Source organism: Streptococcus periodonticum (assembly GCF_003963555.1).
Taxonomy (GTDB): Bacteria; Bacillota; Bacilli; order Lactobacillales; family Streptococcaceae; genus Streptococcus; species Streptococcus anginosus.
In genome coordinates this window covers 670,285-696,075 of the sequence record NZ_CP034543.1, presented here as the reverse complement: position 1 = coordinate 696,075, position 25,791 = coordinate 670,285, and the positions used below count along the sequence as shown (strand labels likewise).

Sequence of the window (25,791 nt, the reverse complement as noted above, 5' to 3'; positions counted from 1 at the left end):
TTACATTTATTTTTTTAAAATATTTTGTACAAATGAAAAGAGGTAGAATTAACCATTCAAACCTCTTCTCAATGTGGATTTTTATGCCCGTACTGTGACACTTGTGCCGTCTTCTTTATAAAGATTTATCAAACCTTCTTTACGACTACGTACCATATCACCTGGATAAACTGGATGTGGCAAGGAAATCGTCAACAGTTCCATCGGATTAGGAGCCCGATCAATTTTATTTCCATTTGAATCGTGTAAATCTGTAATGACTGCATCAAAATGACGGAAACCAGGACCATAAAATTCAACTGGGTCGCCCTCATTGATGACATTTCGTTGCCGAATAGTCGCTGTTTGCGTATCAGGGTCATAAGCCACCACTTCTGCCACAAATTTATATTGCGGAATTTTGCGGCGTGCTCCAAAAAGCTGCTCATTTTCAGTCGGTGTATGATAATAAAATCCTGTCGCCAACTCACGTTGCGCAACTTTCCACATTTCATCTACTAAATCTTGCTTGATTGCTTCAAACTTTTCAGGACTTTCAAGATAAGCATCTACTGCCGCCTTGTAACAATTTGAAACAGTAGATACATAGTGAATAGACTTCATGCGTCCTTCAATTTTCAAGCTGTCTACTCCATTTTCAATCATATCTGGAATATGGTCAATCATGGACATATCCACAGCCGACATAGAAAATTCTTCTGGAATTTCGCCTTTTAAGCTCTTGCGCTCTTGTCCAAAGGGCATATCGTAAAGGTCATATTTCCAGCGGCAAGATTGAGAGCAGCCCCCACGATTGGCATCCCGCATGCTCATATGATTAGATAAAGTACAGCGCCCTGAGTAAGAAATGCACATAGCACCATGAACAAAAGCTTCAATCTCCACATCGGTGTGTTTGCGGATTTCTGCTAGTTCTTCCATAGAAACCTCACGCGCCAAAACGACACGTGTCAACCCCAAATCTTTCCAAAATTCCAGGGTTTCATAGTTTGTTGCGCTAGCTTGTGTTGACAAGTGTACTTCCAAACCTGGCGCTTCTGTACAAGCAATGGCAATCAAAGCTGGGTCAGATACGATAACGGCAGAAATGCCAATATCCCGCAAAGTGCGGAACCATTCCCCAGCTCCTTCTTCATTGCCTTCGTGGGTTACCATGTTCGCAGCCACATAGACTTTTGCGCCATGTTCACGAGCAAATTGAACACCCTCTTCCATTTCTTCAAACGTAAAATTTCCAGCACGACTGCGCAAACCATAAGCTTGTCCGCCAATGTAGACAGCATCCGCTCCATAGCGAATGGCGACTTTTAATTTTTCCAACGTTCCAGCAGGCGCCAGAACTTCTGGTCTTTTCAAAGTTTTTGTCATATTCTCGCTCTTTTCCATATTCTAATACTTAGCCTTTTTATTTTATAGCAAAAAGGGCTTGAAAGCAAACTAAAGGTAGCAGATTGTGAATGTTAAACAAGCAGTCACAACTCGCGACCACCTGTATTCCTTATTTCACCTGGTCTGGATCATATTCATAAAATCCAGTATCCAAGAAACGATTTTTGGGATGCAATTGATGAATCTGCTCATCCAAAAGGAAAGCCTGATCATGTGTAAATTGATTGGTCTCAATCAGCTCACGCGCTTGCACAAAGAGTTTGGCAATTTCAACAAAATTGTGTCCTGGCGTGTAAATGCCTTCTAATTTCCAATGTGTAAAGCCATGTTCTACCAACTCTCCAAGTTTCGTCATCATATCCAAATCATTATTTGCAAAAATATGCGTCCCATGATTGTCCTCAAAAATAGAATAATGGCTATCTGGGTCACTCGGCTCTGCAAGGAATAAATCACGCTCACGACTCTTTTCGTCATCAATATGAGTGAAATTATAATAATTTTGCAAAAGTGGACGCTTAGAGTGATGAATGACGCTAGCACCATAAACCAAAATCTCAACAGGAATTTCTAAAATATTTTGCATTTTAAATAGTTCAGCAGATGGGATTTCACGCGCTAGAACTGCCTCAGAAGCGCCAGCTTTTTGCCCCCAGAAGTTCACTTGACGACCGCTAGCAACCATAGTCGAAGCATCATAAATCGTCTTAAACGGATAACCGTCGCGTTTTAACACATAAAAAACACCGGCATCTCCCACAGTAATATAATCCGCCTGAATATCCACTAAAAAATCAAGAAATGGCTTGATTTTATTCATCATTTCCTGATGCATCAAAGCATTGACAGCAACTGTCAACTTTTTGTCTGCCTCATGTACAAGGGCTGCAATCTGCCGCAATTCATCATAAGAAAAAGTATGGGGTAACCGAAGACCATACTCCTTTTCACCAACATAAATGCGATCTACGCCTGCTTCTAAAAGCTCTTTTACTTGTTCAACGCTCTCAGCTGTCGCTGTAATGATAATCTTTTTCATAGCAAAATTATAACATATTTTTGATTTCTCTTCTATTTTTTAATTTGAAAAGCATTTTTAGCCTTTTTGTAACCGTTATGTAATATTTATCTAATTAAAATCATGATAAAATAAGAGAGTACTGTAAGGAGAGAGAACATGACCGCAAGAAAATATCAGTCCTATCAAGAGGACTACACCTATCCAGAACTAGAGCAAGAACAATATCCCCTTTATCAAGATTACATTCCTGAAGCAAAAACGAATCCAAACCTGAAAGAATTACTATTTTTCGTGAATATTGCTACATTTTGTATCTTGACAGCTTTATTTAGCTTTTTATTCCTGTCTATTAAAGTAAACACTTTCTTAGCTTTTACTTTAGCAATTGGTGTTAGTTTAGTCTGCATTAAAATGCAGCAAGCATTTATTCGTCGGAAAAGAAATAAATAGTTTTGGGATTGAAGTGCCTGCTTTTTCAAAGGCACTGTTTTTATTGTGATTCGTTGTGATGTAAAATCGATGTTAAAAAGTTAAAAAAATTGAGGTGCTAGTCCTCAATTTTTTTGTCTTCATTTTCCGATTCTTGGTTTTCTTCTGTCAAATCAATGACAATATCCTCGGAAGTAGGCTCATTTTCTGCTGATTCAGGAGCAGATTTTTTAAATTCTTCTGGTGAAATCCCTTCTGACTCCATTTTTTCTTTCCATTCTTGAAATTTCTCTTGTGAGAAGTCAACTACTTGTTTCGTTGCTTCTTTCACAGAGTCAAGAATTGTTTCACCTGTAATTTCTCCGCTCTCAACCTTTTCTTTGGCTTGGTTGACTGCTTCTGCAGCTTGATTAGAGAAATGATTGGCTTTTTGTACTACTTGATCTTTAAAATCATCTGGATTTTCTTTGACCTCATTCATGAAATCAGAAACCTTAGCTGTCACTTCTTTTCCTTTTTTACTTGTGAGAAATACCGCTGCAGCCGCACCAGAGATTGTTCCTAAAAGGATAGATGAAAATTTACCCATAATAAACCTTCTTTCTTATTTTTTAAATAGTTTAGTAACCATACGTAAAGCCGATAAAGTTGCACCAGCTTTGACACTATTTTTTCCTGCTGCAGCAGCTTTTTTGCTCAAATGACGAGCAGAATCATTCAAATCCGAAACGGACTCAGATAAATCTGCAACTGCAGTGAAAAGCGGGTCAATGGTTGTCATTTTTCCATTAATATCATCTGCTAAAACATTCACTTTCGTTAACAATTCATTGGTTTGATAAAGTGTCACATTGACATCTGTCGTCAACACCTGAATTGTTTTTTCTGTTTCATCAACGACATTTGAGATTTTCCTAACCAAAAAAATCGTATAAACAATCAAAGCAATCAAAGCGAGGGCAACTAGACTATAAGCAATTTCAAGCATTTTTCTTCTCCTAACTTTTTAATAATAAGGGGTATCTTTTTTTCTGCGTTGGTAAATGACGAGAATGATTCCTGCAACCACTAGAACAGCAGACAACCATTGTGACACACGCAAGCCCGCAAACATGAGACTATCTGTTCGCATACCTTCAATCACCATGCGACCTATTCCATACCAAATAAGATAAAATCCAGTCATTTCCCCACGTTTGAGGAAATTTTTCTTTCTTCTCGCAACCATCACTAAAGCAAATCCTAACAAATTCCAAACCGACTCATAAAGAAAAGTTGGTTGTCGGTAATGACCATCAATGTACATTTGGTTGCGCATAAAACTTGGTAAGTAATTTAGACTTTTAACAACCGCTCCGTAAGCCTCTTGATTGAAGAAATTTCCCCAGCGCCCAAGACTTTGGGCAATCATCACTCCTGGAACGGCAATATCTAAAAAGTCTAGCGTATTGATAAGCTTTCTCTGTGAGAAAAAATATAAGACAATCGCTCCGGTAATTAAACCGCCATAGATAGCAATTCCTCCGTGCCAAATGGCAAAAATCTCAGCAGGATTTTTAGCATAATAGCCCCAATCAAAAATGACATAATAAATGCGAGCTCCAACGATTGCTAAGGGAAACGCAATGAGGATAAAATCAAGAATGTCATCTGGAATGATTTTCTTTCGCGGCGCTTCACGCATAGCCAGATAAACAGCTAAAACTAAACCTGTTACAATACAAATCGCATACCAGCGAATACTTAGAGGTCCTATTTTAAATGCAATTGGATTAATCATGAGACACCTCATTCTCACTAATGAGATTGGTCAAGCGTTCCTCAAAAGTCTTCGTGGCATCAAAGCCCATCTCTTTAGCACGGTAATTCATCGCTGCTGCTTCAATCACCACCGAAATGTTGCGACCCGTTTTCACAGGAATACGAATCCTTGGAATGGACACACCTGATACTTCAAACTCTTCACCATTATTTCCCAAACGGTCAAATGTTTTATTGACATCATAATTTTCCAGATAAACAGCCAATTGAACCTGTGATGAATCCTTGACAGCACTAGCTCCATAAAGGCTCATGACATCAATAATCCCAACACCGCGTATTTCAAGTAAATGGCGCAAAATTTCCGCTGGCTCGCCCCAGAGAGTCATTTCATCTTTTGCGTAGATATCTACGCGGTCATCCGCAACTAAACGATGTCCCCGTTTCACCAGTTCTAAACCAGTTTCGCTTTTTCCGATTCCACTATCTCCTTGAATCAAGACACCCATTCCGTAAATATCCATTAAAACCCCATGAATACTGGTTCGCTCAGCCAAACGCGAATCCAAATAACTTGAAATCTCACCGGATAAACGACTCGTTGGGGTGTGACTGCTGAGAACAACAATTTCATTTTCCTTTGCAGCCTTTAACATCTCATCAGGAATTTTCAAATCACGCGCCACAATCATAACAGTGTCTCGTTCAAACATTTTCCGTAAAACCTGATAGCGATTATGGGACGTCATCTTCATCAAGTAAGACCATTCTTTCATGCCCATTAGCTGGATACGCTCTGGGGTGTAATAGTCAAAATAACCTGTCATTTCAAGTCCTGGGCGGGAAATATCAGAGGTCGTAATTTCTCTTTCCAACATTTCCTCGTCGCCATAAACCACATTTAACCTGACTTTTTTTAATAGATCTTTGATCTTTACAGTCATATTCTTCCCCTTTGATAGTTTCTTTTTCTATTATAGCAAATTTTGAGATTAAAGGAGAGTTTCATCCTTGATTTTGCAAAGAAAATGGATGCAACCATATATAATATATAGCATTTACTACTTCTCTGACTGGAGCATTTTTTCTACAATTTGTTTTTGATTTTGAAATAAAGGATAACGATTCATAAAATAACGGAGTTCACTAGGTTTCAGCCAGATGTGGCTATCCGTTTCACCTTCTTGATATTTCACGTCTTTCTCTGTGACGATTGCCTCATAAAAATCAAAATGGCAGTGATCTTTAGGTGAAGTCGTCTGCTCAATCAGTTGTATTTTTCTAGGAATCAGCCCAGTTTCTTCCTGCAATTCACGATAGGCTGCGGTCATGCTATCTTCACCAGCCAACACACTCCCTCCTGCACCAAACTCATAATAATTAGGATGAATTTCTTTTTTTGGACTGCGGTGCATCAGGAGAAATTCTCCATCTATATGGCGAACGAAGACATTGACACAAAGGTGATACTGCCCTTCCGCAATTGGTTGACCTCTCTTTAGAAAATCTCCTTGTCGCTCTCTTTGCTCATTATAAGCATCCCAATATTCCATTTCTCCTCCTCCCAAAATAAAGGAGTCCATTGTCCGAACTCCTTTCTAGCATATATAACCAAACGCTTGCTCCAACACACTCACCAAAACCAGCCGTCATCTTCTTTGATTGCTTCTGCTTCTTTGCGCTTACGAGGTCCTGTTCCATACATTTCTTCTTCTACGTCTTCCTTGTAAGGCATCACAGATGATAAAATGATGTAGATGATAATCCCTAAGCCCAAATTAGAAATGGTAAATAAAACGAATAAAAAGCGAACAAGCCCTACATCTAAACCAAATTTGTCCGACAAACCAGCCAAGACTCCTGATACAGCGCTATTTCGGCGTAATTTATAAAATTTTGTTTTCATAATCATTTAGCCTCTTTCATTGATACTAAATCTAGTGTAGCACATTTCAGTCATCATGCCATCCGTCCCTAGGCGGATTTCTGATTGTTTCGCGAAAATAGTCATTAAGACTGCAACTGTCTGATAAAAATGAGTTTCCCTTGACAACGTCCGCAGCAATACCGCTCAGTATTGATTCGTCTTTTTCTATGATATTGTGCACGACAATGCAAGCATTGATAAACAAGCATTTTTGAAGTTGATTGGCTTGATAAAGTTGGTGCGTAGCGCAAACCGTTCACAGTTTTTAATAATTGCTTAAAATCTCGATCCTTATGTCGATAGCCTTTCTTTTCAAAATAAAGATGATAGTGACAAAGTTCATGACGAACAATTTTTCGGAAGGTTTCTAAGCCAAACTGTTCATAGATTTTAGGGTTAAAATCGAGATGACCGTCTTTTGGAAAAAAGCGTCCGCCCGTTGAGCGGAGACGCTTGTTCCAATCAGCTTCATGATGAAATTCCTTGCCAAAATCTTCCAAAGAGACTTGTCTGACATAGTTAGTTAGATTCACGCGGTGCCACCAAGGAAAGATTGACCTTTTCTCTTTCTATATCCAGCTTATCCACCCACACGGTTACCAAATCACCAACAGAAACTACTTGGCTTGGATGTTTGACATAGCTGTTGCTGAGCTTAGAAATGTGAATCAAGCCATCTTCGTGAATGCCAATATCGACAAAAGCACCAAAATCAACAACATTGCGGACAACGCCTTCTAACTTTTGCCCAATTTGTAAGTCCTTTATATCAAGGACATCTTGACGCAGAACTGGTGCATCAAATGAATCACGCATATCACGTCCTGGCTTGAGCAAGTCTGCAATGATATCCTTGAGGGTAACTTCTCCCAAGTTCAAATCTGCAGCAACTTTTTTGACATCTAAAGACTGCAATTTTTCTTGAGCGGCTTGATCTAAGTCCGTAATTGCAAGCGTTTGGAACAATTTCTCAACAGCTGGATAACTCTCTGGGTGAACACCTGTATTATCCAAAACATTATCACTTTCGGGAATCCGTAAGAACCCTGCCGCCTGTTCAAATGCTTTAGCACCTAGACGAGGAACTTTTTTAATCTCCTCACGCGAGCGAATCACGCCTTCTTCTTCACGATATTTGACAATATTTTCAGAAATCGTTTTGTTTAACCCTGCCACATGCGATAGAAGAGATGGGCTTGCGGTATTGATATTAACGCCGACTTGGTTAACAACGGTATCTACGACAAAATCCAAGCTTTCAGATAATTTCTTCTGGCTCACATCATGTTGGTATTGACCGACACCGATTGATTTTGGGTCAATTTTAACTAGCTCTGCAAGAGGGTCTTGCAGTCGACGTGCGATAGAGATAGCCGAACGTTTCTCAATGGTCAAATCAGGGAACTCATGCCGCGCCAATTCGCTAGCAGAATAAACAGACGCACCGCTTTCATTGACAATAACATAGCTGACGTTTGGATGAGTTTTCAATACTTCAGCGACAAATGCTTCACTTTCACGACTAGCTGTTCCATTCCCAATAGCAATGATTTCAACACCAAATTGGTCAATCAAGTCTGACAAATCTTGCTTAGAAGCCTCAATTTGCGCTGCTTTTGCCGGTGGAACAGGATAGATAACCTGAGTTGTCAGCATTTTTCCAGTTGCATCTACGACTGCTAATTTTGCTCCTGTCCGAAAAGCTGGGTCAAATCCTAGTACCACGCGTCCTTTGAGTGGCGCAATCAAGAGCAGATTTCGCAGATTATCTGAAAAAAGCTGAATCGCTCCGTCTTCTGCAGTTTCGGTCAATTCTGCCCTAATCCGACGTTCCATAGCTGGAATGATTTTCTTTTTCACAGCTTGCTGGATTGCTTCATGAATGTAGTCATTTTTGACCTTAAAGCGCACTTCAAAGAAGCGGATAATCTTATCTACATTGTTCTCAAAACTAACTTTGAGAACACCTAGCTTTTCACCACGATTCAGTGCTAAGGTGCGATACCCCTGCATATCCGCGATTTTTTCGGAAAAGTCATAATAGATTTGAAACACTTGCTTTTCGTCCAAATCTTGATCTTTTAAAGTTGAAACAATGCTTGAATTTGTCAGCATTTCATGATAAGTCCAAGCACGCAGCTGTACATCCTCCGAAATGGCTTCCACTAAAATATCTACAGCTCCAGCTAGAGCCGCTTCTGCCGTCGGAAATGTTTCGTTAGTTAAGGCAGTTGCTTCCTCTTGAAGAGTGGCAGCATTTTGTAATATGAGTCGTGCCAAAGGAAAAAGTCCTGCTTCACGTGCAATCGTAGCTTTTGTCCGACGCTTTTCTTTGTAAGGAAGATAGAGTTCCTCCACATCAGCCAACTTTTCAGCTGCTTCAATAGCCGCACGCAATTTGTCCGTCAGCTTTCCTTGTTCCTCAATCTTTGCCAGCACCGTTGCCTTACGCTCTCTGAGGTTCGTCAGACTTTTATCCAAATCAAGAATAGCCTTAATCTCTACCTCATCCAAATTACCTGTCATTTCTTTCCGATAACGAGCGATAAACGGAATCGTATTGCCCTCTGCTGTCAGTTCCAATACTTTTTCAATTTGCTTCTGACTAATCTTTAAACTTTGCGATAGTTCGATAATATTTGTTTCCATAAAGAACATTATACCACATTCATCTCCTTCTTTCACAAGCTAATTCCTATTCTGCTGACTTTATTTCACCATAATTTTCAAAATGATAGTATAATAGTTAAAAAGGAAAAGGAGGCTGTTATGGCTATTAAATTTACACGTTCAGATGATTTGGACAAAATGTTTGAAGAATTTGCAACGTTACCTAAAATCGAAAAGGTAGAATTTCCTGATGAAAAAGAAAAAAAGACCAAAAAAGAGCAAAAGGCTAAAAAGTCATGAATTTTTTTCATCAACTTCCACCTAGTGTACTGCAAGCTGGTGCGATTTTCCTCTCCATTATTATTGAAGCGCTACCTTTTGTGCTAATTGGGAGTATTATTTCAGGTTTTATAGAGGTTTATATTACACCAGACAAAGTTTATCGCTATCTGCCTAAAAATAAATGGTGTCGAATTTTCTTTGGTACTTTTATTGGCTTCATTTTCCCTTCTTGCGAATGTGGAATTGTCCCTATTATCAATCGCTTTTTGGAAAAGAAAGTACCGAGTTACACAGCTGTACCTTTTATGGTGACAGCGCCGGTTATCAATCCCATTGTTCTTTTTGCGACCTATTCTGCCTTTGGGAATTCCTTTAAAATGGCTTTGCTCAGAGCTCTTGGCTCTATTGTTGTAGCAATTGTTCTAGGAATTTTCTTTGGCTTTCTCAACACAGCAACTATTCAAAAAGAGAATCGAGTCATTCAGCATGAACACGACTTCTCCCATTTAAGTCAGCCAAAGAAAGTATTTCAAGTGTTTGTGCAGTCTATTGACGAATTTTTTGATACAGGTCGTTACTTAGTCTTTGGTTGTCTCTTTGCCAGTATTGTCCAAGTCTATGTGCCTACACGCATCCTGACTTCCATTAGTGCAACACCGCTTATGGCTATTTTGCTATTGATGCTGCTTGCATTTCTTCTCTCACTTTGCAGTGAAGCAGATGCCTTTATCGGCAGTTCGCTCATTTCTAGCTTTGGTTTAGCGCCAGTTCTGGCTTTTCTCGTCATTGGACCAATGCTAGATGTGAAAAATATCCTCATGATGAAAAATTACCTCAAAGGACGATTCATCTGGCAATTCATTGGAATTGTTAGTTTAGTTGTTGTCATTTACTCTTGGCTTGTGGGGGTGGTGCTATGATTCGTTTTCTAATTTTAGCTGGTTACTTTGAAATCACCATGTATTTGCAACTTTCTGGCAAGCTCAATCAATACATTAACATGCATTTTTCTTATTTGGCATATATTTCCATGATACTTTCTTTTGTGCTAGCTATTGTGCAGCTCATCGTCTGGATGAAAAAAATGAAAGTACACAGCCATTTGACGAGCCGCTCAGCAAAATTTGCTAGCATTGCTTTTCTTGTTGTACCACTTATCGTTGCTCTCTTCTTTCCAACGGTCAATTTGGACTCTACAACCGTTTCTGCTAAGGGCTACCATTTTCCTCTAGCTGATGGTAGTTCAAAGAGCATTCAGGCTGATGAAGGTACTACCAATCAATACCTGAAGCCTGATACCAGTACCTATTTTACTAAAAGTGCTTACGAGAAGGAAATGCGGGCAGCTGCAAAAAAATATCTGAAAAAAGATGTCATCTCCGTTACGACGGAAAATTATATGGAAGTCATGGAAGTCCTCTATGATTATCCAGATGAATTTGCAGGGAAACGGTTAGAATTTACTGGCTTTGTCTACAACGACCCAAGTGATAAAAACAGCCAGTTTCTTTTCCGTTTCGGTATTATCCACTGTATCGCAGATTCAGGGGTTTATGGACTTCTGACAACTGGTAATACAGAGCATTTTGACAATAATACTTGGATAAGAGCGAGTGGAAAAATCACTATTCGCTACCATAAGCAACTAGGACAAAGCTTGCCAACGCTTGAAGTGGATAGTTTCAAGAAAGTTGAAAAACCTAGCAATCCTTATGTTTACCGCGTATTTTAAACCACATTAAATAAGCAAAAGAAGACCTGAGAAGTATTTCTCTAGGTCTCCTATTATGCTCTTTTATAAGTAATTATGATAAAATAAGAGAAATTTATATTTTTAGGAGGTATTATGTCACATCAAAACCAACCCGTTTCAAGGAAAACCTTGCTCTCTATTCTCGCTACAGCACTCATTGCTTTTGCTGGAATTCTATCTGAAACCAGTATGAATGTCACCTTTCCGCACCTTATGAAAGTTTTTCATACAGACCTTGGCACATTGCAATGGATTACAACAGGTTATCTGCTAGCTGTCGCTATCACGATTACACTTGGAGCCACTCTAGCACACAATTGGTCTGAGCGTAAAATTCTATTCACCAGTCTAGCTATGTTTACGCTGGGTAATGGCGTTGCGATGATTGCCCCCAATTTTGCCCTACTTATGTTAGGACGCATTTTGCAAGGAGCAGCCACAGGAATTGCTACCCCTCTCATGTTTAACCTTATCGTGGAACGAATCCCACGCAGCCAAATCGGTTTTTACATGGGACTGTCTGGACTCGTTATAAGCCTAGCTCCTGCGATTGGTCCCACTTATGGCGGCTTTATGATTAGTTTGTTTGATTGGCATATGATTTACACATTCATCATGCCAATTCCGATTATCTCCTTCATATTAGGATTTTTATTTTTAGAAAATACCCCCAATAAACAAAAACGTCCTTTTGAGTGGATTTCTTTCTTGCTTCTTACACTTTCACTGACTTTTTCTATCATGATGATTTCTAGCTTAGAAGAAGGTAGCTTTAATTGGACTTTTGTCATCATCTTTTTATTATCACTTGTCCTTTTCGTTTGGCGAAGTTTAACGGTAGAGCATCCTTTTTTAGATATTCGTATTTTGAAAAATCCAGTTATTTTACTAGGAATTATTCCTTTCTTTCTCTACCAATTTTCAAATTTATCAGCCAATTTTCTGATTCCTAATTTCTTAGTTTTAGTAAAACACGAGGCTACTTCTGCCGCTGGTTTTGCACTGCTACCTGGAACAATGTTAGGAGCTTTTTCGGCACCTTTCTTGGGAAAATTATATGATACCAAGGGACCTAAACTTTCTCTATATGGTGGGAACCTCCTCTTTTTCTTAGCTGTTTCTATTTTTGCATTTTTTACAAAAACCTTAACATTACCGCTCATCATCCTTTTTTATATTTTCTTCACGATTGGGCGCAATATGGCGTTCAACAACACGATGGCTTTGTCTGTTTCACAAATTAGTCGTGAAAAGTCACCAGACGCCACTGCTCTCTTTCAAATGGCTCAAACATTTGCCGGTGCTTTGGGAACAGCTATCGCTGCTATAATCGTTAATCAATCTCCTAATACAACGACCGGTGTGCATCTTGTCTTTCTACTCCTTTTCTTCCTTGTTATCCTTATTTTTTATCTCTTTTACTCTTTATTTCGAGCTATCAAAACTCGGAAATTTTAATCAATTTATGATAAAATAAATAAAATATTAGAAAACAGGTGTTCAAAATGTCTTCAAAAGTGATTATTACAATTTTTGGTGCCAGTGGAGATTTGGCAAAAAGAAAACTCTATCCTTCTCTTTTTAGATTGTATAAATCTGGCAATCTGTCTAAGCATTTTGCCGTTATCGGTACAGCTCGCCGACCTTGGAGCAAGGAATATTTTGAATCTGTCGTGGTCGAGTCTATCACAGATCTCGCTGATAGCCCTGAGCAAGCGCAAGAATTTGCTAGCCATTTCTATTACCAAAGTCACGATGTCCAAGATACCGAGCATTATATTGAATTGAGAAAACTACAAAATCATCTCAATGAGCACTATCAAGCAGAACACAATAAACTTTTCTTCCTATCTATGGCTCCTCAGTTTTTTGGGACGATTGCTAAACACCTCAAATCAGAACAAATTGTGGACGGGAAGGGATTTGAACGCTTAATTGTAGAAAAACCTTTTGGCACAGACCTAGCTTCTGCTAGCAAACTGAACAATGATTTGTTGGCAACATTTGACGAAGAGCAGATTTTCCGGATTGACCATTATCTCGGCAAAGAAATGATTCAAAGTATTTTTGCTATTCGCTTTGCCAATCTTCTTTTTGAAAATGTCTGGAATTGCGATTATATTGACAATGTGCAGATTACCTTTGCTGAAAAGTTAGGTGTGGAGGAACGAGGCGGTTATTACGACCATTCAGGTGCACTGCGCGATATGGTGCAAAATCACACACTTCAACTCCTGTCTTTGCTTGCTATGGACAAACCCAAAACTTTTACCAAAGATGATATTCGTGCTGAAAAAATTAAGGTTTTCAAGCACTTGCATAAACCTACTGATAATGATCTGAAAAAACTCTTCATTCGTGGTCAATATACTTCTGGTAAAGTAGACGGGAAAAAGTATATTTCCTATCGCAGCGAACCAAATGTTGACCCAGAATCTACCACAGAAACCTTTGCTTCTGGTGCATTCTTTGTAGATAGTGACCGATTTCGCGGGGTGCCATTTTTCTTCCGTACTGGAAAACGTCTCACTGCCAAGGGAACCCATGTCAACATTGTCTTCAAGCAAATGGAATCCATTTTCGGCTCCTCGCTTCAACCAAATGTGCTGACGATTTACATTCAACCAACTGAAGGATTTTCTCTTAGTATGAATGGCAAAGAAGTGGGCGAGCAATTTAACTTAGCTCCATTGACACTTGATTATCGTACAGATGCAACAGCTTCTGGTGCGTCACCAGAACCTTATGAGAAGCTCATCTACGATGTGCTAAACAATGACTCAACCAATTTTAGCCACTGGGACGAAGTTCGCTCTAGTTGGGAATTGATTGACCGTATTGAAGCTTTATGGGCAAATAACGAAGTTCCCCTTCATTATTACAAATCAGGTACTATGGGACCCGAAGCCAGCTTTGAATTACTCAATCAATTTGAAGCTGATTGGAATTGGCGTCCAGACGAAGCCTATCGCAAAGAAGGACGATTGGGGTAAAGTAAATATATACAAAAGACTTGCAAAATGAATGAATTGCAAGTCTTTTTTCTTATACCAAGCCCTCTAAGAGCCCTTTCATAAAGTTTTCAGAGTTAAATACTCCAATATCGTCAATTTTTTCTCCGAATCCAATCAGTTTAACTGGAATATCCAGCTCTTGACGGATTGCAAGAACAACACCACCACGCGCTGTTCCATCAATTTTCGTCAAGACAATTCCTGTTACTGGCGTAATTTTTGAAAATTCCTTAGCTTGAACAAGGGCGTTTTGACCAGTTGATGCATCCAGTGCCAAGAAAGTTTCATGTGGTGCAGCAGGATCTACCCGTTTGATAATTCGTCCAATTTTTTCCAACTCTGCCATTAGGTTATCTTTGTTTTGCAAGCGTCCGGCCGTATCAATCATGAGAATATCCACATTTTCAGCCTTTGCACGCTCCATACCGTCATAAACAACGCTAGCTGGATCACTCTTTTCTGGACCTGTCACAACCGGAACATCTACTCGACGTCCCCATTCCACCAACTGAGCAACAGCTCCTGCACGGAAAGTATCAGCTGCAACTAACATGACTTTCTTGCCAGCCAGCTTATATTTATAAGCCAATTTCCCAATCGAAGTGGTTTTCCCAACTCCGTTTACACCCACAAAAAGCATGACTGTCAAACCGTCTTGTAAATTGATTTTTTCGTTAAACTGGCCATCTTTCTCATAGATGTCTACTAACTTTTCAATGATGACCCGACGAAGAGCCTCTGGCTTTTTGGCATTTTCAAGGCGAGCTTCTTGGCGTAAGGCTTCTGTTAGATTAGAAGCGACTTGCACTCCCACGTCACTCGTAATCAAGAGTTCTTCTAACTCTTCAAAAAACTCCTCATCTACCGAGCGAAAATTAGCAAAGAAAGCATTAAGCCGCGCTCCAAAACCTGTCCGTGTCTTCTTAAGACTACGGTCATACTTTTCCTGAACCGTTTCTTCTTGAATAAATGAACTTGCTTCAATTGGTTCGCTAATAGTCTTCTCTACCGTAGTTGACTCTGCTGAGCTTGACCATGCGTTCGCTTCGTTCAGCTGCCTCATATTTTCTTGTTCTGCCTGCTGTCTTCTAGCTTCTGCTAGACGTTCCTGTAAATCTGTGGCAGCTGGATGAGTCGTATGTTGCGAAAAAGCTGCTGTCTCGTCAGGTTGTGAAGTTACCGTTTCATTCTGCAATGTATGATTTTCTGGAGCTTGCGAGTCATTTTCAACTGACTCTACATCTGCCACTATATCAGTCGTCCTCGGCTCCATTTCTTCTACTTTTTCTTGAATGGTTTCAAGACGTGCTTCATCCTCAACAAGGCGTTCTTTCAGCTCTGTTTGGAATGTTTGTTCATCTAGATTCTCAGATTGTATATTCTCTACAGGAGCTGTTTCTACTTTTTCTAGATTCTTTCCTTGGTCATCCTCTGATACTGTTTCTACAGCTTCTTCAGGAATATTTTCAACTGTTTTTTCTTCTTTTTGGCGACCAAAAAGGCGATCAAATAACCCCATTCAATTCCTCCTTTATTTTAGTGCATATTTTTCTATAGCCCAAGCAACAGCATCTTCGTCATTCGTCATCGGCGTCACTACATTGGCGACTTCTTTGACTGCTGCTACTGCATTTTGCATAGCTACACCAAGTCCTGCCCATTTTATCATAGACAGGTCATTTGCTTCATCTCCGCAAGTCATGACTTGACTTTGTTCAATTCCTAAATAAGCAATCAATTTTTCTAAGCCATTTGCTTTATGGACATTCTTCGGAGACCATTCTAACAGCATATCGCGCGACTTAAAAATTTCATATTTGTCAAATAAATCGGACGAAAGTTGAGCGATGCCACGATCAAGCGGATCTGGTGCATAAGCTGTTACACATTTATTATAAGTCTGTTGGCTAGATAAGTCTGCAAATGAAACCGACTCAAATGTTAAAGCAGGATTGCAAGTTTGGTAAAGCGATTCATGGTCTGACTGGATTTGGTAGACAGTTCCTTCGCAAATCGCATCTAGTGGCAAGCCTAACTTTTCTGTTTCCTCAAAAATACGAGCCACATCGTCATAGGCAAAAACTGTTTTATCAAGAATTTCACCTGTATTGCGTTGCACCAAACCACCATTAAAAGTAACGGTGTATTCGTCCTCTTGATTGGCTACGCCCAGTTCGTTTAAGAAAAGCTCCATTGCTTTTAGAGGGCGACCGGTCGTCAAAACAATCTTGATTCCCTGCTCTTGAGCCATCTTAAGAGCTGCCAAATTTCGCTCTGAAATGTTTTTCTCAGAAGTCAGTAAAGTTCCGTCTAAATCCAAGGCAATCAATTTTATATCTGCCATTATAAGCCCTCCATATAAGTCATGACTGAATGCGCTGCATGGTGTCCGATGACCTCTTTGGCTACTTCCAAAATCTCTGGACGAGCATTTTCAGGGGCAATGGGATAACCAGAAACTTGCATCATGTGTAGGTCATTCAGATTATCTCCAAATGTCATGACCTGATCCATCTCAAGATTTAGCTTTTTCGCTAATTCAACAATAGCAACTCCTTTATCCACATAGTCTAGAACAATATCAATTGACTTATAGCCTGTTGTCATGGCTTTGACACCAGGAACGTGTTGATTAACCCAAGCTTCACCAGCAGCAACTGTTTCTTCAGAAAAGTTGGTGGTAAATTTGAAAATTTCATCTGTAATATCCTCCAAGCGAGCAACTTTTTGGATATTTTCATTATAATGAGTGCTGAAAGCTAAATAAGCTGGATCAACTGTCTCCAAGACATAACAACCTTTTTTCCCTGTCAGAAGCAATTCATTGATATTGATATATGGAGATGTTTTTAATTTCTCAAAAGCTGATAGATAAAAATCCTTAGACATTGTTGCTTCATAAAGATCTTTTCCACGAAATTCTACCAAACTACCATTCTCAGCAATGAAGATAATCTCATCTTGCACGTCCTCAAATAGCTTTTCTAATGACAGCAAACCACGTCCACTGGCTACTGCAAAATAGATACTTTTTTCTTTAAAACGAAGCAATAAGTTCTTAAGTCGAACCATGTCAAACTGACCTTTGTCATCTAAAAAGGTGCCATCCATATCTGTTGCAACTAATTTTATATTCATTTTACATACTTTCTAAATCTTTTAATTTAACGGAAACAATCTTTGACACACCAGATTCTTGCATGGTCACTCCATAGATAGAATCCGCTGCAGACATTGTTCCCTTACGATGGGTCACCACAATAAACTGGCTGTCCTTATCAAAACGATTGAGATAGTCTCCGAAACGTTTGACATTGGCTTCGTCAAGTGCAGCTTCCACCTCATCCAAAATGACAAATGGAATCGTTTTGACACGGATAATGGAGAAGAGTAATGCCAAAGCTGACAGAGCTTTTTCTCCTCCGCTCATCAGATTGAGCGACTGAATTTTCTTACCAGGTGGTTGTACTGAGATTTCTACCCCAGCGGTCAGAAGATCACCTTCGGTCAAAATCAAATCAGCTGAACCACCGCCAAACATCTGTCTGAAAGTCACCTTGAAACTCTCACGAATTGCTTCAAAAGTTGTTTTGAAGCGTTCTTTTACTTCATCATTCATTTCTTCAATGGTATCCAAAAGCAGATTTTTCGCAGAGAGTACGTCATCTCTCTGAGTATTGAGGAAATGGAGGCGTTGACTGACTTCTTCAAATTGCTCTACCGCATCAAGATTGACTGGGCCCAGTGCCCGAATAGCTTTTTCTAAGTCCTTGACCTTGGTTTCAGAAACAGCTAGATTTTCTAGTGGGTGAGCCTGTTTGCTAGCTTCATCAAAAGACATTTGATAATCATCTGTCAAATTCGTCAGAAGACGACGAAGGACGTCTGCAACCTTATCTTTTTCAGCTTCTGTTTTGGCTTGTTTGCGAATTAAATCTTCATTTTGGTGGCGCACTTGTTCCAAATGACTCGTATTGTCTTCGGTTTGACCTTCCAAATCGTCCAACTCAAACTGATGACGAATGCTTGATTGACTCAAAGCTGTCTTTTCCTGCTCTGCCTGTGTTAATTGCTCTTCTAAAACAGCAATATCCACTTTTGAAGCGGTCTCTTCCTTTTGCTCCATTAAAAATTGCAAAGTTGAAATCTCTTTGTCCAATTCAGATTTTTCATTGGACAAACGCGTGAGATCCGTCTGAACGTAACGCTGATGCCCCGTCAGCTCGGTACGAGCCAAACGAAGCTCAGATAAGCGGGCTGTTAGCTTGTCTAAACGTGCTTGAACAGCATCTTTATCCGACTTAATCTGCTCAATCTCGGCTTCTGTTTCGGATTTCTCTTGCTCAATTTCTGCAAGGCGATTGACTAACTTTTCTTTTTGCTCCGCCATATCAGGAAGAACTTCACGAGATAGCTCTCTTTCTTGTAGCGCTAAGAGCTCGGATAAGTTTTCAACCTGTTTATGCGTTTGCTCATAAGCCATTTGAGCCTTTTGCTCTGCTAATCGTGCTTCCTCACCATTTGCTTTTATTTCTTCTAACAGATTGTTGGCTTGGCTTAGCTGTGTGTGCAAATCCTCCACTTGCCTTTCTTGTTCGGCTAATGTAACATTCTTCTCAGAAAGTTCCTTTTGTAAAGCGTCCAGCTCCGGCTTGATGAAAATCGTATTGTTATTTCGATTAGCGCCACCTGCATAAGAACCGCCTGTCCGCAATTCTGTTCCATCCAGCGTGACAATTCGTACTTGATACCGAACTTTGCGAGCAGCTGCTCGCGCATTTTCTACCGTATCAAAAATGGCTGTTGTACCTAGCAAATTTTGGAAAATATGCTCTAAACTCTTATCATAGCGCACCAAAGACGAAGCTAGACCAAGAAAACCAGTGCTTTTTTCAATGCTTGCTCGATGATGATCTGGTAAATGCCGCTCTTTAATCGTTGTCAGTGGCAAAAAAGTTGCCCGTCCTGTTCGATTGCGTTTCAGAAATTCAATTGCTCGTGTCGCAGCTTGTTCGTCTTCTACGATAATATGCTGGCTACTTGCTCCAAGTGCAATTTCAAGTGCTGTCTGGTAATGCGAATCAAAGCTCAATTTTTCACTAACAGCACCGATAATACCGCCCAGGCGCTCTGCTTCTTGAAGAACGCTTTTCACCCCAGCATAGAAATGACTGTGATTTTTCAGAATAGCTTCTAAACTACCAACACGCGCCTTCTTATTTTTTACATCATCCATTAAATCAAACATTGCCGTTTGGTTCTGCTGATAATTCGTTTTTACAGTTTGAACTTGCTTTAGCTGTGCCTGATAATCTGCCAGTAACTGCTGAACCGACTGCCGAGCTGTTTCTAAATCTTCCAGTTGACTTTGCTCGTTGATTTGAAGATTCTTTAAATTTTCTTTCAACTTAGCAAATTCTGCTTGCTTGCTTTCAGATAATTGTAATTCGTTGGCTAAGCGACTTTCTAAAGCAGTTAAATCATTGGATAAGTCCGCTTCTTCCTGCATCAATTGGACAAATTCAGTACGTAATTTTTCAATCATCTGGTCAGGATCATCCGAAAATGCCTCAATTTCAGCTTCTAATTTATGAATCGCTTGTTGATTTTGTTCCAATTTTACAGCAAAATCAGTCAACTGCTCATCTTTTCCCTGCCATTCTGTTTGAACCGCCTCTAATTTTTCTGTCAATCCTTGCAGGCGTTCTTCATTTTCCTTCCGACTGTTGGCAGCTTGACTAGATTCTAATTTGGAAACTTCGATTTGGCGTTCTAAGTCACTGATGAGACGTGTTAATTCAAGCAAACTCGCTTGGTCATCTGCCATTTGTTTCTGCAAATCATGGCGTTTTTCTTTCAGAAGAGCGTTTTCTTGCTCTAGCTGGTCACGTTTGCTGTAATAAGCAGACAAAGCTTGCTGAATCCCCGTCAGCTGTTCTTCAGTATCATTCAGCTGTGTCTTATTTTCCTTTATTTGAGCAATCAATACATCCAAATAAAGAGCACGGCGTTCTTCATCCAATTTCAAAAACTGCTTAGCTGTCGTAGCCTGCTTTTCAAGAGGCTTCACTTGACTATCGAGCTCATAAATAATGTCTTCCAGCCGATCTAGATTATCTTGTGTTTGGCTGAGCTTGCTTTCAGTCTCCTTGCGCCGCGTCTTGTATTTCAGTACGCCAGCCGCTTCTTCAAAAATGGCACGGCGCTCCTCTGGCTTGCTATTGAAAATTTCTTCCACCTTTCCTTGGGAAATAATGGAAAAACTATCTCGTCCGAGCCCTGTATCCATAAACAAATCATGAATATCTCGTAAACGTACCTTTTTACCGTCTATTTTATACTCGCTATCCCCACTGCGATAAATATGACGCTCCACACGAATCTCATCTGCAGCTTGCTGGATGAAACGGTCTTTATTGTCCAAAACGACAACAACAGAAGCATAATTCAGTGGTTTGCGAGTTTCAGTCCCCGCAAAAATGACATCTGGCATTTTCCCGCCACGAAGACTTTTAACACTGGACTCTCCCAGTGCCCAACGCAGGCTTTCAGTAATGTTACTCTTTCCTGAGCCATTTGGTCCAACGACTGCTGTCACTCCCTGATCAAATATTACCTTGGTCTTATCTGCAAAAGATTTGAAACCTTGAATTTCAATTTCTTTTAAATACATGAATGACTTTCCTTTTCAAATGCATTTTTAGCAGCTTCCTGCTCTGCTAATTTTTTCGAGCGTCCTTGCCCTTGTCCAACCGTTCTGCCATCAACAGATACCGCTACAGCAAATTCTTTGGCATGAGCTGGACCGGACTCAGAGATGACTTGATAGACAATCTCGACATCACCATTGACTTGGAGCAGTTCTTGTAGCTTGGTCTTGTAATCAATCACCTGCTCAAAGTCTCCAACTTCTACCTTTGGAATCATGACTTGATACAAGAAGTTTTTGACTGCTTCCACTCCCTTATCTAGCAACAAAGCTCCTAAAAAGGCTTCAAATAAATCTCCAAGAATGGTATCCCGATTACGCCCACCTGATTTTTCTTCGCCACGACCCAATTTAATAAATTGATCAAACTGACAATCTCGACTAAAACCAGCCAAACTTTCTTCACGTACAATCGTTGAGCGAAGTTTTGACAAGTCCCCTTCTGGTTTTTTCGGATATTTTTTATACAGATATTCCGAAATCAATAATTGCAGAACAGCGTCTCCTAAAAATTCCAAGCGCTCATTGTGTGAAATGTTTAAGAGGCGATGCTCATTGGCATAGCTAGTGTGTGTAAAAGCTGTTTCCAACAACTTCTCATCTTGGAAGATGATTCCAAACTGCTGACTCAAAACCTTATGTAAATCTTTCATTTTTTCTCCTTTCAAGAAGAACTTTTTCTTTTAAGACTCAATGAACATCCAAAATTTAACAATCACCTCCAATTGTCTCCCAGACAATTGGAACTAGAAAGCAAGCTGCGTGTGAGGCAAAAACTCTACTTGAACTTTTGAAGTTGCAGGTGTAATCAACGAAGTCAGCAACAAAGAGTACAGCAAGGTTGGCAAAAGTTTCGCTTTCCTTCTTTGCCACCTCCCACAGTCACCCGAACTGTGAAATCCGACGAAGTTTGAAGAGATCTTCACAGAGTATAAAATGAAAACAAATTCTCTATTATTATATCAAAAAAATCCTTGATACTCCAACGATACCAAGAATTTGATAGGAAAAGTTCACCAGAGATGAAATGAATTTTCATTCTTTATCTGGAATGACTTTGAATAAATAATACGTCATAAAAAGGGTTAAGGCAGCCAAAGCAAACTTCACCTAGATAAGAGGGGCAAAGAAGATAGAAATTCCCATTAGAATATAAATGGAAATAAAAATTTGTCTTTTACGCTCCCGAGCAATGGCACCTGTTTCGCGAAAGTCCGCCACATAGATTTGATACAACTTAGTATGGTATAGCCATTTTTCAAATCGTTTGGAAGAGCGTGAAAAGCATGCAATCCCCAACAGCAAAAAGGGGGTTGTCGGCAATAGCGGTAAAGCAACTCCCAAAAGGACTAATCCTACTGAAATAAAACCAATCATTAAGTAAAAAATTCGCATTCTTTTTCCTAAATATTTGTTAAAGGTGTCGCCGTATCTGGAGATGTATCACAAATATGAAAATCATGCTCAACCGCCAAATCAGCCTGTGCCAATTGATTGACCATTGTGATATGAGCCAATTCTTTGGTATTGTTTTCTTTGCTAAGATGACCTAGATAGATTTTCTTAGTGCGATAACCCAACGTACGAATCATAGTTTCTGCCCCGTCATCATTCGACAAATGTCCTTGGTCAGATAAAATCCGTTGCTTCAGACTCCAAGGATAAGCTCCGCTACGAAGGATTTCAATATCATGGTTAGACTCAATCAAATACCCGTCCGCATTTTCAATAATCCCTGCCATACGATCGCTAACATAGCCAGTATCCGTCAGTAGAACAAAACTCTTATCATCCTTCATCAATCGGTAAAATTGCGGCGCAACCGCATCATGACTGACCCCAAAACTTTCAATGTCAATATCACCAAATGTCTTGGTTTTTCCCATTTCAAAAATGTGCTTCTGACTGACATCAATCTTCCCAAGCGCTACTTCCATAGCATTCCATGTTTCTTGATTGGCATAAATGTCTAAATGATATTTCCGTGCCAAAACGCCCACACCATGGATATGATCCTTATGCTCATGCGTTACCAAAATGGCATCCAAATCCTCTGGTTTACGATCAATTTCACTCAATAAGCTAGTAATTTTCTTCCCAGACAAGCCCGCATCAATCAACAACCTCTTCTTTGGAGTTTCTAAATAAAAACAGTTACCGGTAGAACCCGACGCTAAAATACTATACTTAAATCCTTTCTCGCTCATGCTATCCTTCTAATTCATCTTCTTCCCAATCATCATCTTTGACAGCTTCTTTGTCATATGGCAGAACGATTGTAAACGTCGAGCCTTTGCCATACTCGCTCTTTGCCCAGATAAATCCGTTATGCTGCTTGATAATCTCTTTGGCAATGGCTAAGCCCAGTCCGGATCCACCTTGTGCGCGACTTCTTGCTTTGTCTACACGATAAAATCTATCAAAAATTTTCGGCAAATCTTTTTTAGGAATTCCTAAGCCTTCATCTGAAATCGACAAAATCATTTGGGTATCCGTCGTTTTCATACTGACCGTAATCTTGCCACCGTCAGGAGAATATTTAATGGCATTGTTGATAATATTATCAATCACCTGTGTCATCTTATCTGTATCAATTTCGACCCAAATAGAGTTAATCGGATAATCTCGAATAATTTCGTACTTTTTATCATCATTCTGGCTTCTGATTTTATCAAAACGGTTCAAAATAAAGGTGATAAAAGCTGTAAAATTCGTCAATTCAATATCCAAATGACTGGTTGCATTGTCAATACGTGACAAACTCAGCAAGTCCGAAACCATGCGCATCATCCGATTGGTCTCGTCTAATGAAACCTTGATGAAATCCGGTGCGACTGGTTCTGATAAGGCACCTTCATCTAGTGCTTCCAGATAAGACTTGACACTGGTCAAGGGAGTACGTAATTCGTGACTGACATTCGAAACAAACAGTCTCCGCTCACGCTCTTCTTTTTCCTGCTCCGTTGTATCGTGTAGCACTGCAACCAGCCCTGAAATAAAGCCTGATTCTCGCCGAATCAAGGCAAATCGGACACGTAAACTTAAAAACTCTCCATTTTCATCCTGCGAATCAATGGTCAACTCTGGAACTTTCGTAATCAAGTCTCGTAAGTCATATTCGTCTTCGATATCCAACAGTTTTAAGATATTCATCTTTCGTGCTTCAGACTCTTTGACCCCCAACTGCTTGGTCGCCATATCATTAATCATGATAATCTGCCCACGACGATTGGTCGCAAGAACACCGTCCGTCATATAGGATAAAATACTCGACAGGCGCTTAGTTTCTTGCTCTAAATTTTCATGCGTTAGACGGATTACCTCAGATAAATCATTGATACTATTGGTAATATCCGTAATTTCTGGACCACCTTGTACATCTAAAATTTCTGAGTAATTGCCTGCAATTAAATCTTTTACTTTTTGATTCAATTGGCGAATACGAACGTTGTCACGCCTGTTTTCCAAGGAAAGCAAGGTAATCACCAAGATGAACCCTAAAATAAGTAAAACAAATACAAAGTCTTTTGATACAACAAATTGTCTAATATTATTAATCATTGTTTCTCATGTAATATCCAACGCCGCGCCGCGTTAAAATGTACTCTGGTCGGCTAGGAATATCCTCTATCTTTTCTCTCAAACGACGAATTGTCACATCAACAGTCCGCACATCTCCAAAATAATCATAACCCCACACCGTTTCTAGCAGATGTTCACGCGTCATCACTTGTCCGATATGCGTTGCCAAATGGTGGAGCAATTCAAACTCACGGTGTGTTAAATCCAATTCTTCGCCATGCTTTTTCACGACAAAAGCATCGGTCAAAATCTGCAAATCTCCAATCACAATTTCTGTCGGAGCAGCTTCTGCTTCTTGATTTTCAATTGTCAAATCTGTCCGCCGCAAAATGGCTTTGACACGCGCCTGCAACTCACGATTAGAGAAAGGCTTTGTCATATAGTCATCCGCACCGATTTCAAGACCAATAACTTTGTCAAATTCGCTGTCTTTGGCAGAAAGAACGATGATTGGCACATTACTCGTTTTCCGAATCGTTCGCGCCACCTCTAAGCCGTCCATTTCAGGCAACATCAAGTCCAAAATCAAAATATCTGGACGTTCTGCTTCAAACATCTCTAACGCTTCGCGACCGTCAAAGGCTGTCACTACTTCATAACCTTCTTTTACCATGTTAAACTTTATAATATCTGAGATTGGCTTCTCATCATCTACAACTAATATTTTTTTCATTTTATTCACCTTTTTCTATCTTTTTATTATACCAAATTTTTCTTAAAATTTACCAATTCAACTCATAACACATCATTTCTTTACTTTACAAATTTAAAACAAATATGTTCAAAATATGACACATTTGCTCTGCAAAGACAGTTTTTCATATCAAAAAATAGTCCGGACAAAAGCCTTAGACCATTCATTGAATTTTTAGGAAAAACTATGAAACGCAATACACTTGTCTTAACTTTTCACTGCTACTGTAGTAATTTCCTAAAGAAGCAAATGCTCTGAACTGCTCAATGTTTATTTACTTGTCTTTCTCCAGCGAAATATCCCATAACCTAACAGCGTCCCCAACAATAAACAGATAAAATAGGCTACATGATACAGTAAAATCCATTCACCAAAGATCATAATCGTCACAAAGAACATAAGCGTTGCTAAAAGCAAAAAACGGCAAGAAAAACCATATAGTCCAGCATAGACAGCTCCCACAAGGAATGTTGCTAGCGGTGAATATATCAAAATATTATTCACCACCAATCCCTTTCGTAACAATTCGTCCATCGGTATCATTTGAACAATTCCATAAAATAACAAATAGAAAAAGAGTAGTACGGCTAAAAAAGGAATATCGCGTTTCATTTTCCCAC

25 protein-coding genes and 1 pseudogene are annotated in these 25,791 nt (G+C 39.6%); 6 read left to right on the top strand and 20 right to left on the bottom strand.

What is annotated here, in order from left to right:
• Positions 1 to 81: 81 nt before the first annotated feature.
• Together EHW89_RS03365 and EHW89_RS03360 are read right to left on the bottom strand one after the other, a co-directional pair.
• Positions 82 to 1,368: a peptidase U32 family protein gene (locus tag EHW89_RS03365; protein ID WP_126466681.1), complete on the bottom strand. Its 1,287-nt coding sequence runs from the start codon at positions 1,366 to 1,368 to the stop codon at positions 82 to 84.
• Between the two features lie 130 nt (positions 1,369 to 1,498).
• Positions 1,499 to 2,428 carry a peptidase U32 family protein gene (locus tag EHW89_RS03360; protein ID WP_126466680.1) on the bottom strand — a complete coding sequence of 310 codons (930 nt, stop codon included), beginning with the start codon at positions 2,426 to 2,428 and terminating at the stop codon, positions 1,499 to 1,501.
• 138 nt (positions 2,429 to 2,566) lie between these two features.
• On the opposite strand from EHW89_RS03360, the gene EHW89_RS03355 reads away from it, so the two are divergent.
• Complete coding sequence (locus EHW89_RS03355) at positions 2,567 to 2,860, top strand: DUF3270 domain-containing protein (RefSeq protein WP_003034955.1); 294 nt, start codon at positions 2,567 to 2,569, stop codon at positions 2,858 to 2,860.
• Positions 2,861 to 2,957: 97 nt separating this feature from the next.
• On the opposite strand, the gene EHW89_RS03350 is transcribed toward EHW89_RS03355, so the two are convergent.
• From EHW89_RS03350 to EHW89_RS03315, 8 genes are all read right to left on the bottom strand, one after another.
• Entirely contained in the window at positions 2,958 to 3,428 is a 471-nt protein-coding gene (locus EHW89_RS03350; RefSeq protein WP_049508158.1) for a YtxH domain-containing protein, read from the bottom strand.
• A gap of 15 nt (positions 3,429 to 3,443) precedes the next feature.
• The gene (locus tag EHW89_RS03345) at positions 3,444 to 3,827 is read right to left on the bottom strand and encodes a DUF948 domain-containing protein (RefSeq protein WP_003027608.1); all 384 of its coding nucleotides are present in this window, start codon (positions 3,825 to 3,827) and stop codon (positions 3,444 to 3,446) included.
• 18 nt (positions 3,828 to 3,845) lie between these two features.
• On the bottom strand, positions 3,846 to 4,619 hold the full coding sequence (gene lgt, locus EHW89_RS03340; RefSeq protein WP_003025115.1) for a prolipoprotein diacylglyceryl transferase: 774 nt from the start codon (positions 4,617 to 4,619) through the stop codon (positions 3,846 to 3,848).
• Entirely contained in the window at positions 4,612 to 5,544 is a 933-nt protein-coding gene (gene hprK / locus EHW89_RS03335) for an HPr(Ser) kinase/phosphatase (protein WP_126466679.1), read from the bottom strand. Before hprK ends, lgt begins: the two co-directional genes overlap by 8 nt.
• Before the next feature lie 117 nt (positions 5,545 to 5,661).
• A complete protein-coding gene (locus EHW89_RS03330) occupies positions 5,662 to 6,183 on the bottom strand; it encodes an NUDIX hydrolase (protein WP_003034911.1) in 522 nt (173 codons plus the stop codon).
• Positions 6,184 to 6,233: 50 nt separating this feature from the next.
• A complete protein-coding gene (locus EHW89_RS03325; RefSeq protein WP_025271868.1) occupies positions 6,234 to 6,506 on the bottom strand; it encodes a PspC domain-containing protein in 273 nt (90 codons plus the stop codon).
• Positions 6,507 to 6,610: 104 nt separating this feature from the next.
• Entirely contained in the window at positions 6,611 to 7,060 is a 450-nt protein-coding gene (locus EHW89_RS03320; protein ID WP_126466678.1) for a SprT family protein, read from the bottom strand.
• Positions 7,047 to 9,176 carry a Tex family protein gene (locus EHW89_RS03315; RefSeq protein WP_037593751.1) on the bottom strand — a complete coding sequence of 710 codons (2,130 nt, stop codon included), beginning with the start codon at positions 9,174 to 9,176 and terminating at the stop codon, positions 7,047 to 7,049. Before EHW89_RS03315 ends, EHW89_RS03320 begins: the two co-directional genes overlap by 14 nt.
• 120 nt (positions 9,177 to 9,296) lie before the next feature.
• On the opposite strand from EHW89_RS03315, the gene EHW89_RS09395 reads away from it, so the two are divergent.
• The 5 genes from EHW89_RS09395 (at position 9,297) to zwf (ending at position 14,165) form a co-directional block, all read left to right on the top strand.
• On the top strand, positions 9,297 to 9,437 hold the full coding sequence (locus EHW89_RS09395) for an SPJ_0845 family protein (protein ID WP_003027644.1): 141 nt from the start codon (positions 9,297 to 9,299) through the stop codon (positions 9,435 to 9,437).
• Positions 9,434 to 10,339 (top strand): permease, encoded by a 906-nt coding sequence (locus EHW89_RS03305; protein WP_022526260.1) that lies wholly within the window; start codon positions 9,434 to 9,436, stop codon positions 10,337 to 10,339. The genes EHW89_RS09395 and EHW89_RS03305 overlap by 4 nt, the downstream gene beginning before the upstream one ends.
• Positions 10,336 to 11,151 (top strand): TIGR03943 family putative permease subunit, encoded by an 816-nt coding sequence (locus tag EHW89_RS03300; RefSeq protein WP_003032772.1) that lies wholly within the window; start codon positions 10,336 to 10,338, stop codon positions 11,149 to 11,151. The genes EHW89_RS03305 and EHW89_RS03300 overlap by 4 nt, the downstream gene beginning before the upstream one ends.
• A 114-nt stretch (positions 11,152 to 11,265) precedes the next feature.
• Entirely contained in the window at positions 11,266 to 12,630 is a 1,365-nt protein-coding gene (locus tag EHW89_RS03295; RefSeq protein WP_126466677.1) for an MFS transporter, read from the top strand.
• A gap of 47 nt (positions 12,631 to 12,677) precedes the next feature.
• Positions 12,678 to 14,165, top strand: coding sequence for a glucose-6-phosphate dehydrogenase (gene zwf / locus EHW89_RS03290; protein WP_126466676.1), 1,488 nt, complete (start codon positions 12,678 to 12,680; stop codon positions 14,163 to 14,165).
• Positions 14,166 to 14,217: 52 nt separating this feature from the next.
• Here zwf and ftsY read toward each other — a convergent pair whose 3' ends face one another.
• The 10 genes and pseudogenes from ftsY to EHW89_RS03240 form a co-directional block, all read right to left on the bottom strand.
• A complete protein-coding gene (gene ftsY / locus EHW89_RS03285) occupies positions 14,218 to 15,705 on the bottom strand; it encodes a signal recognition particle-docking protein FtsY (protein ID WP_126466675.1) in 1,488 nt (495 codons plus the stop codon).
• A 12-nt stretch (positions 15,706 to 15,717) separates the two neighbouring features.
• A complete protein-coding gene (locus EHW89_RS03280) occupies positions 15,718 to 16,530 on the bottom strand; it encodes a Cof-type HAD-IIB family hydrolase (RefSeq protein WP_126466674.1) in 813 nt (270 codons plus the stop codon).
• Positions 16,530 to 17,324 carry a Cof-type HAD-IIB family hydrolase gene (locus tag EHW89_RS03275; RefSeq protein ID WP_003025135.1) on the bottom strand — a complete coding sequence of 265 codons (795 nt, stop codon included), beginning with the start codon at positions 17,322 to 17,324 and terminating at the stop codon, positions 16,530 to 16,532. The genes EHW89_RS03280 and EHW89_RS03275 overlap by 1 nt, the downstream gene beginning before the upstream one ends.
• A gap of 1 nt (position 17,325) precedes the next feature.
• The gene (smc, locus tag EHW89_RS03270) at positions 17,326 to 20,859 is read right to left on the bottom strand and encodes a chromosome segregation protein SMC (protein WP_126466673.1); all 3,534 of its coding nucleotides are present in this window, start codon (positions 20,857 to 20,859) and stop codon (positions 17,326 to 17,328) included.
• Positions 20,850 to 21,548 (bottom strand): ribonuclease III, encoded by a 699-nt coding sequence (gene rnc / locus EHW89_RS03265; RefSeq protein WP_126466672.1) that lies wholly within the window; start codon positions 21,546 to 21,548, stop codon positions 20,850 to 20,852. The genes smc and rnc overlap by 10 nt, the downstream gene beginning before the upstream one ends.
• Before the next feature lie 382 nt (positions 21,549 to 21,930).
• Positions 21,931 to 22,290 (bottom strand): annotated as a pseudogene (locus EHW89_RS03260) (YbaN family protein).
• Between the two features lie 8 nt (positions 22,291 to 22,298).
• Entirely contained in the window at positions 22,299 to 23,102 is an 804-nt protein-coding gene (locus EHW89_RS03255) for an MBL fold metallo-hydrolase (RefSeq protein WP_003025145.1), read from the bottom strand.
• Between the two features lies 1 nt (position 23,103).
• Positions 23,104 to 24,456, bottom strand: a complete 1,353-nt coding sequence (vicK, locus tag EHW89_RS03250; RefSeq protein ID WP_126466671.1) for a cell wall metabolism sensor histidine kinase VicK — start codon at positions 24,454 to 24,456, stop codon at positions 23,104 to 23,106.
• Positions 24,449 to 25,150: a response regulator YycF gene (yycF, locus tag EHW89_RS03245; RefSeq protein WP_003025150.1), complete on the bottom strand. Its 702-nt coding sequence runs from the start codon at positions 25,148 to 25,150 to the stop codon at positions 24,449 to 24,451. The genes vicK and yycF overlap by 8 nt, the downstream gene beginning before the upstream one ends.
• 291 nt (positions 25,151 to 25,441) lie before the next feature.
• Positions 25,442 to 25,783, bottom strand: a complete 342-nt coding sequence (locus EHW89_RS03240; protein WP_126466670.1) for a hypothetical protein — start codon at positions 25,781 to 25,783, stop codon at positions 25,442 to 25,444.
• Positions 25,784 to 25,791: the final 8 nt, after the last annotated feature.

Coding starts and splice junctions, on each gene's coding strand:
- EHW89_RS03365 (WP_126466681.1), bottom strand. CDS start 1,368: ATGACAAAAACTTTGAAAAGACCAGAAGTTCTGGCGCCTGCTGGAACG.
- EHW89_RS03360 (WP_126466680.1), bottom strand. CDS start 2,428: ATGAAAAAGATTATCATTACAGCGACAGCTGAGAGCGTTGAACAAGTA.
- EHW89_RS03355 (WP_003034955.1), top strand. CDS start 2,567: ATGACCGCAAGAAAATATCAGTCCTATCAAGAGGACTACACCTATCCA.
- EHW89_RS03350 (WP_049508158.1), bottom strand. CDS start 3,428: ATGGGTAAATTTTCATCTATCCTTTTAGGAACAATCTCTGGTGCGGCT.
- EHW89_RS03345 (WP_003027608.1), bottom strand. CDS start 3,827: ATGCTTGAAATTGCTTATAGTCTAGTTGCCCTCGCTTTGATTGCTTTG.
- lgt (WP_003025115.1), bottom strand. CDS start 4,619: ATGATTAATCCAATTGCATTTAAAATAGGACCTCTAAGTATTCGCTGG.
- hprK (WP_126466679.1), bottom strand. CDS start 5,544: ATGACTGTAAAGATCAAAGATCTATTAAAAAAAGTCAGGTTAAATGTG.
- EHW89_RS03330 (WP_003034911.1), bottom strand. CDS start 6,183: ATGGACTCCTTTATTTTGGGAGGAGGAGAAATGGAATATTGGGATGCT.
- EHW89_RS03325 (WP_025271868.1), bottom strand. CDS start 6,506: ATGAAAACAAAATTTTATAAATTACGCCGAAATAGCGCTGTATCAGGA.
- EHW89_RS03315 (WP_037593751.1), bottom strand. CDS start 9,176: ATGGAAACAAATATTATCGAACTATCGCAAAGTTTAAAGATTAGTCAG.
- EHW89_RS09395 (WP_003027644.1), top strand. CDS start 9,297: ATGGCTATTAAATTTACACGTTCAGATGATTTGGACAAAATGTTTGAA.
- EHW89_RS03305 (WP_022526260.1), top strand. CDS start 9,434: ATGAATTTTTTTCATCAACTTCCACCTAGTGTACTGCAAGCTGGTGCG.
- EHW89_RS03300 (WP_003032772.1), top strand. CDS start 10,336: ATGATTCGTTTTCTAATTTTAGCTGGTTACTTTGAAATCACCATGTAT.
- EHW89_RS03295 (WP_126466677.1), top strand. CDS start 11,266: ATGTCACATCAAAACCAACCCGTTTCAAGGAAAACCTTGCTCTCTATT.
- zwf (WP_126466676.1), top strand. CDS start 12,678: ATGTCTTCAAAAGTGATTATTACAATTTTTGGTGCCAGTGGAGATTTG.
- ftsY (WP_126466675.1), bottom strand. CDS start 15,705: ATGGGGTTATTTGATCGCCTTTTTGGTCGCCAAAAAGAAGAAAAAACA.
- EHW89_RS03280 (WP_126466674.1), bottom strand. CDS start 16,530: ATGGCAGATATAAAATTGATTGCCTTGGATTTAGACGGAACTTTACTG.
- EHW89_RS03275 (WP_003025135.1), bottom strand. CDS start 17,324: ATGAATATAAAATTAGTTGCAACAGATATGGATGGCACCTTTTTAGAT.
- smc (WP_126466673.1), bottom strand. CDS start 20,859: ATGTATTTAAAAGAAATTGAAATTCAAGGTTTCAAATCTTTTGCAGAT.
- rnc (WP_126466672.1), bottom strand. CDS start 21,548: ATGAAAGATTTACATAAGGTTTTGAGTCAGCAGTTTGGAATCATCTTC.
- EHW89_RS03255 (WP_003025145.1), bottom strand. CDS start 23,102: ATGAGCGAGAAAGGATTTAAGTATAGTATTTTAGCGTCGGGTTCTACC.
- vicK (WP_126466671.1), bottom strand. CDS start 24,456: ATGATTAATAATATTAGACAATTTGTTGTATCAAAAGACTTTGTATTT.
- yycF (WP_003025150.1), bottom strand. CDS start 25,150: ATGAAAAAAATATTAGTTGTAGATGATGAGAAGCCAATCTCAGATATT.
- EHW89_RS03240 (WP_126466670.1), bottom strand. CDS start 25,783: ATGAAACGCGATATTCCTTTTTTAGCCGTACTACTCTTTTTCTATTTG.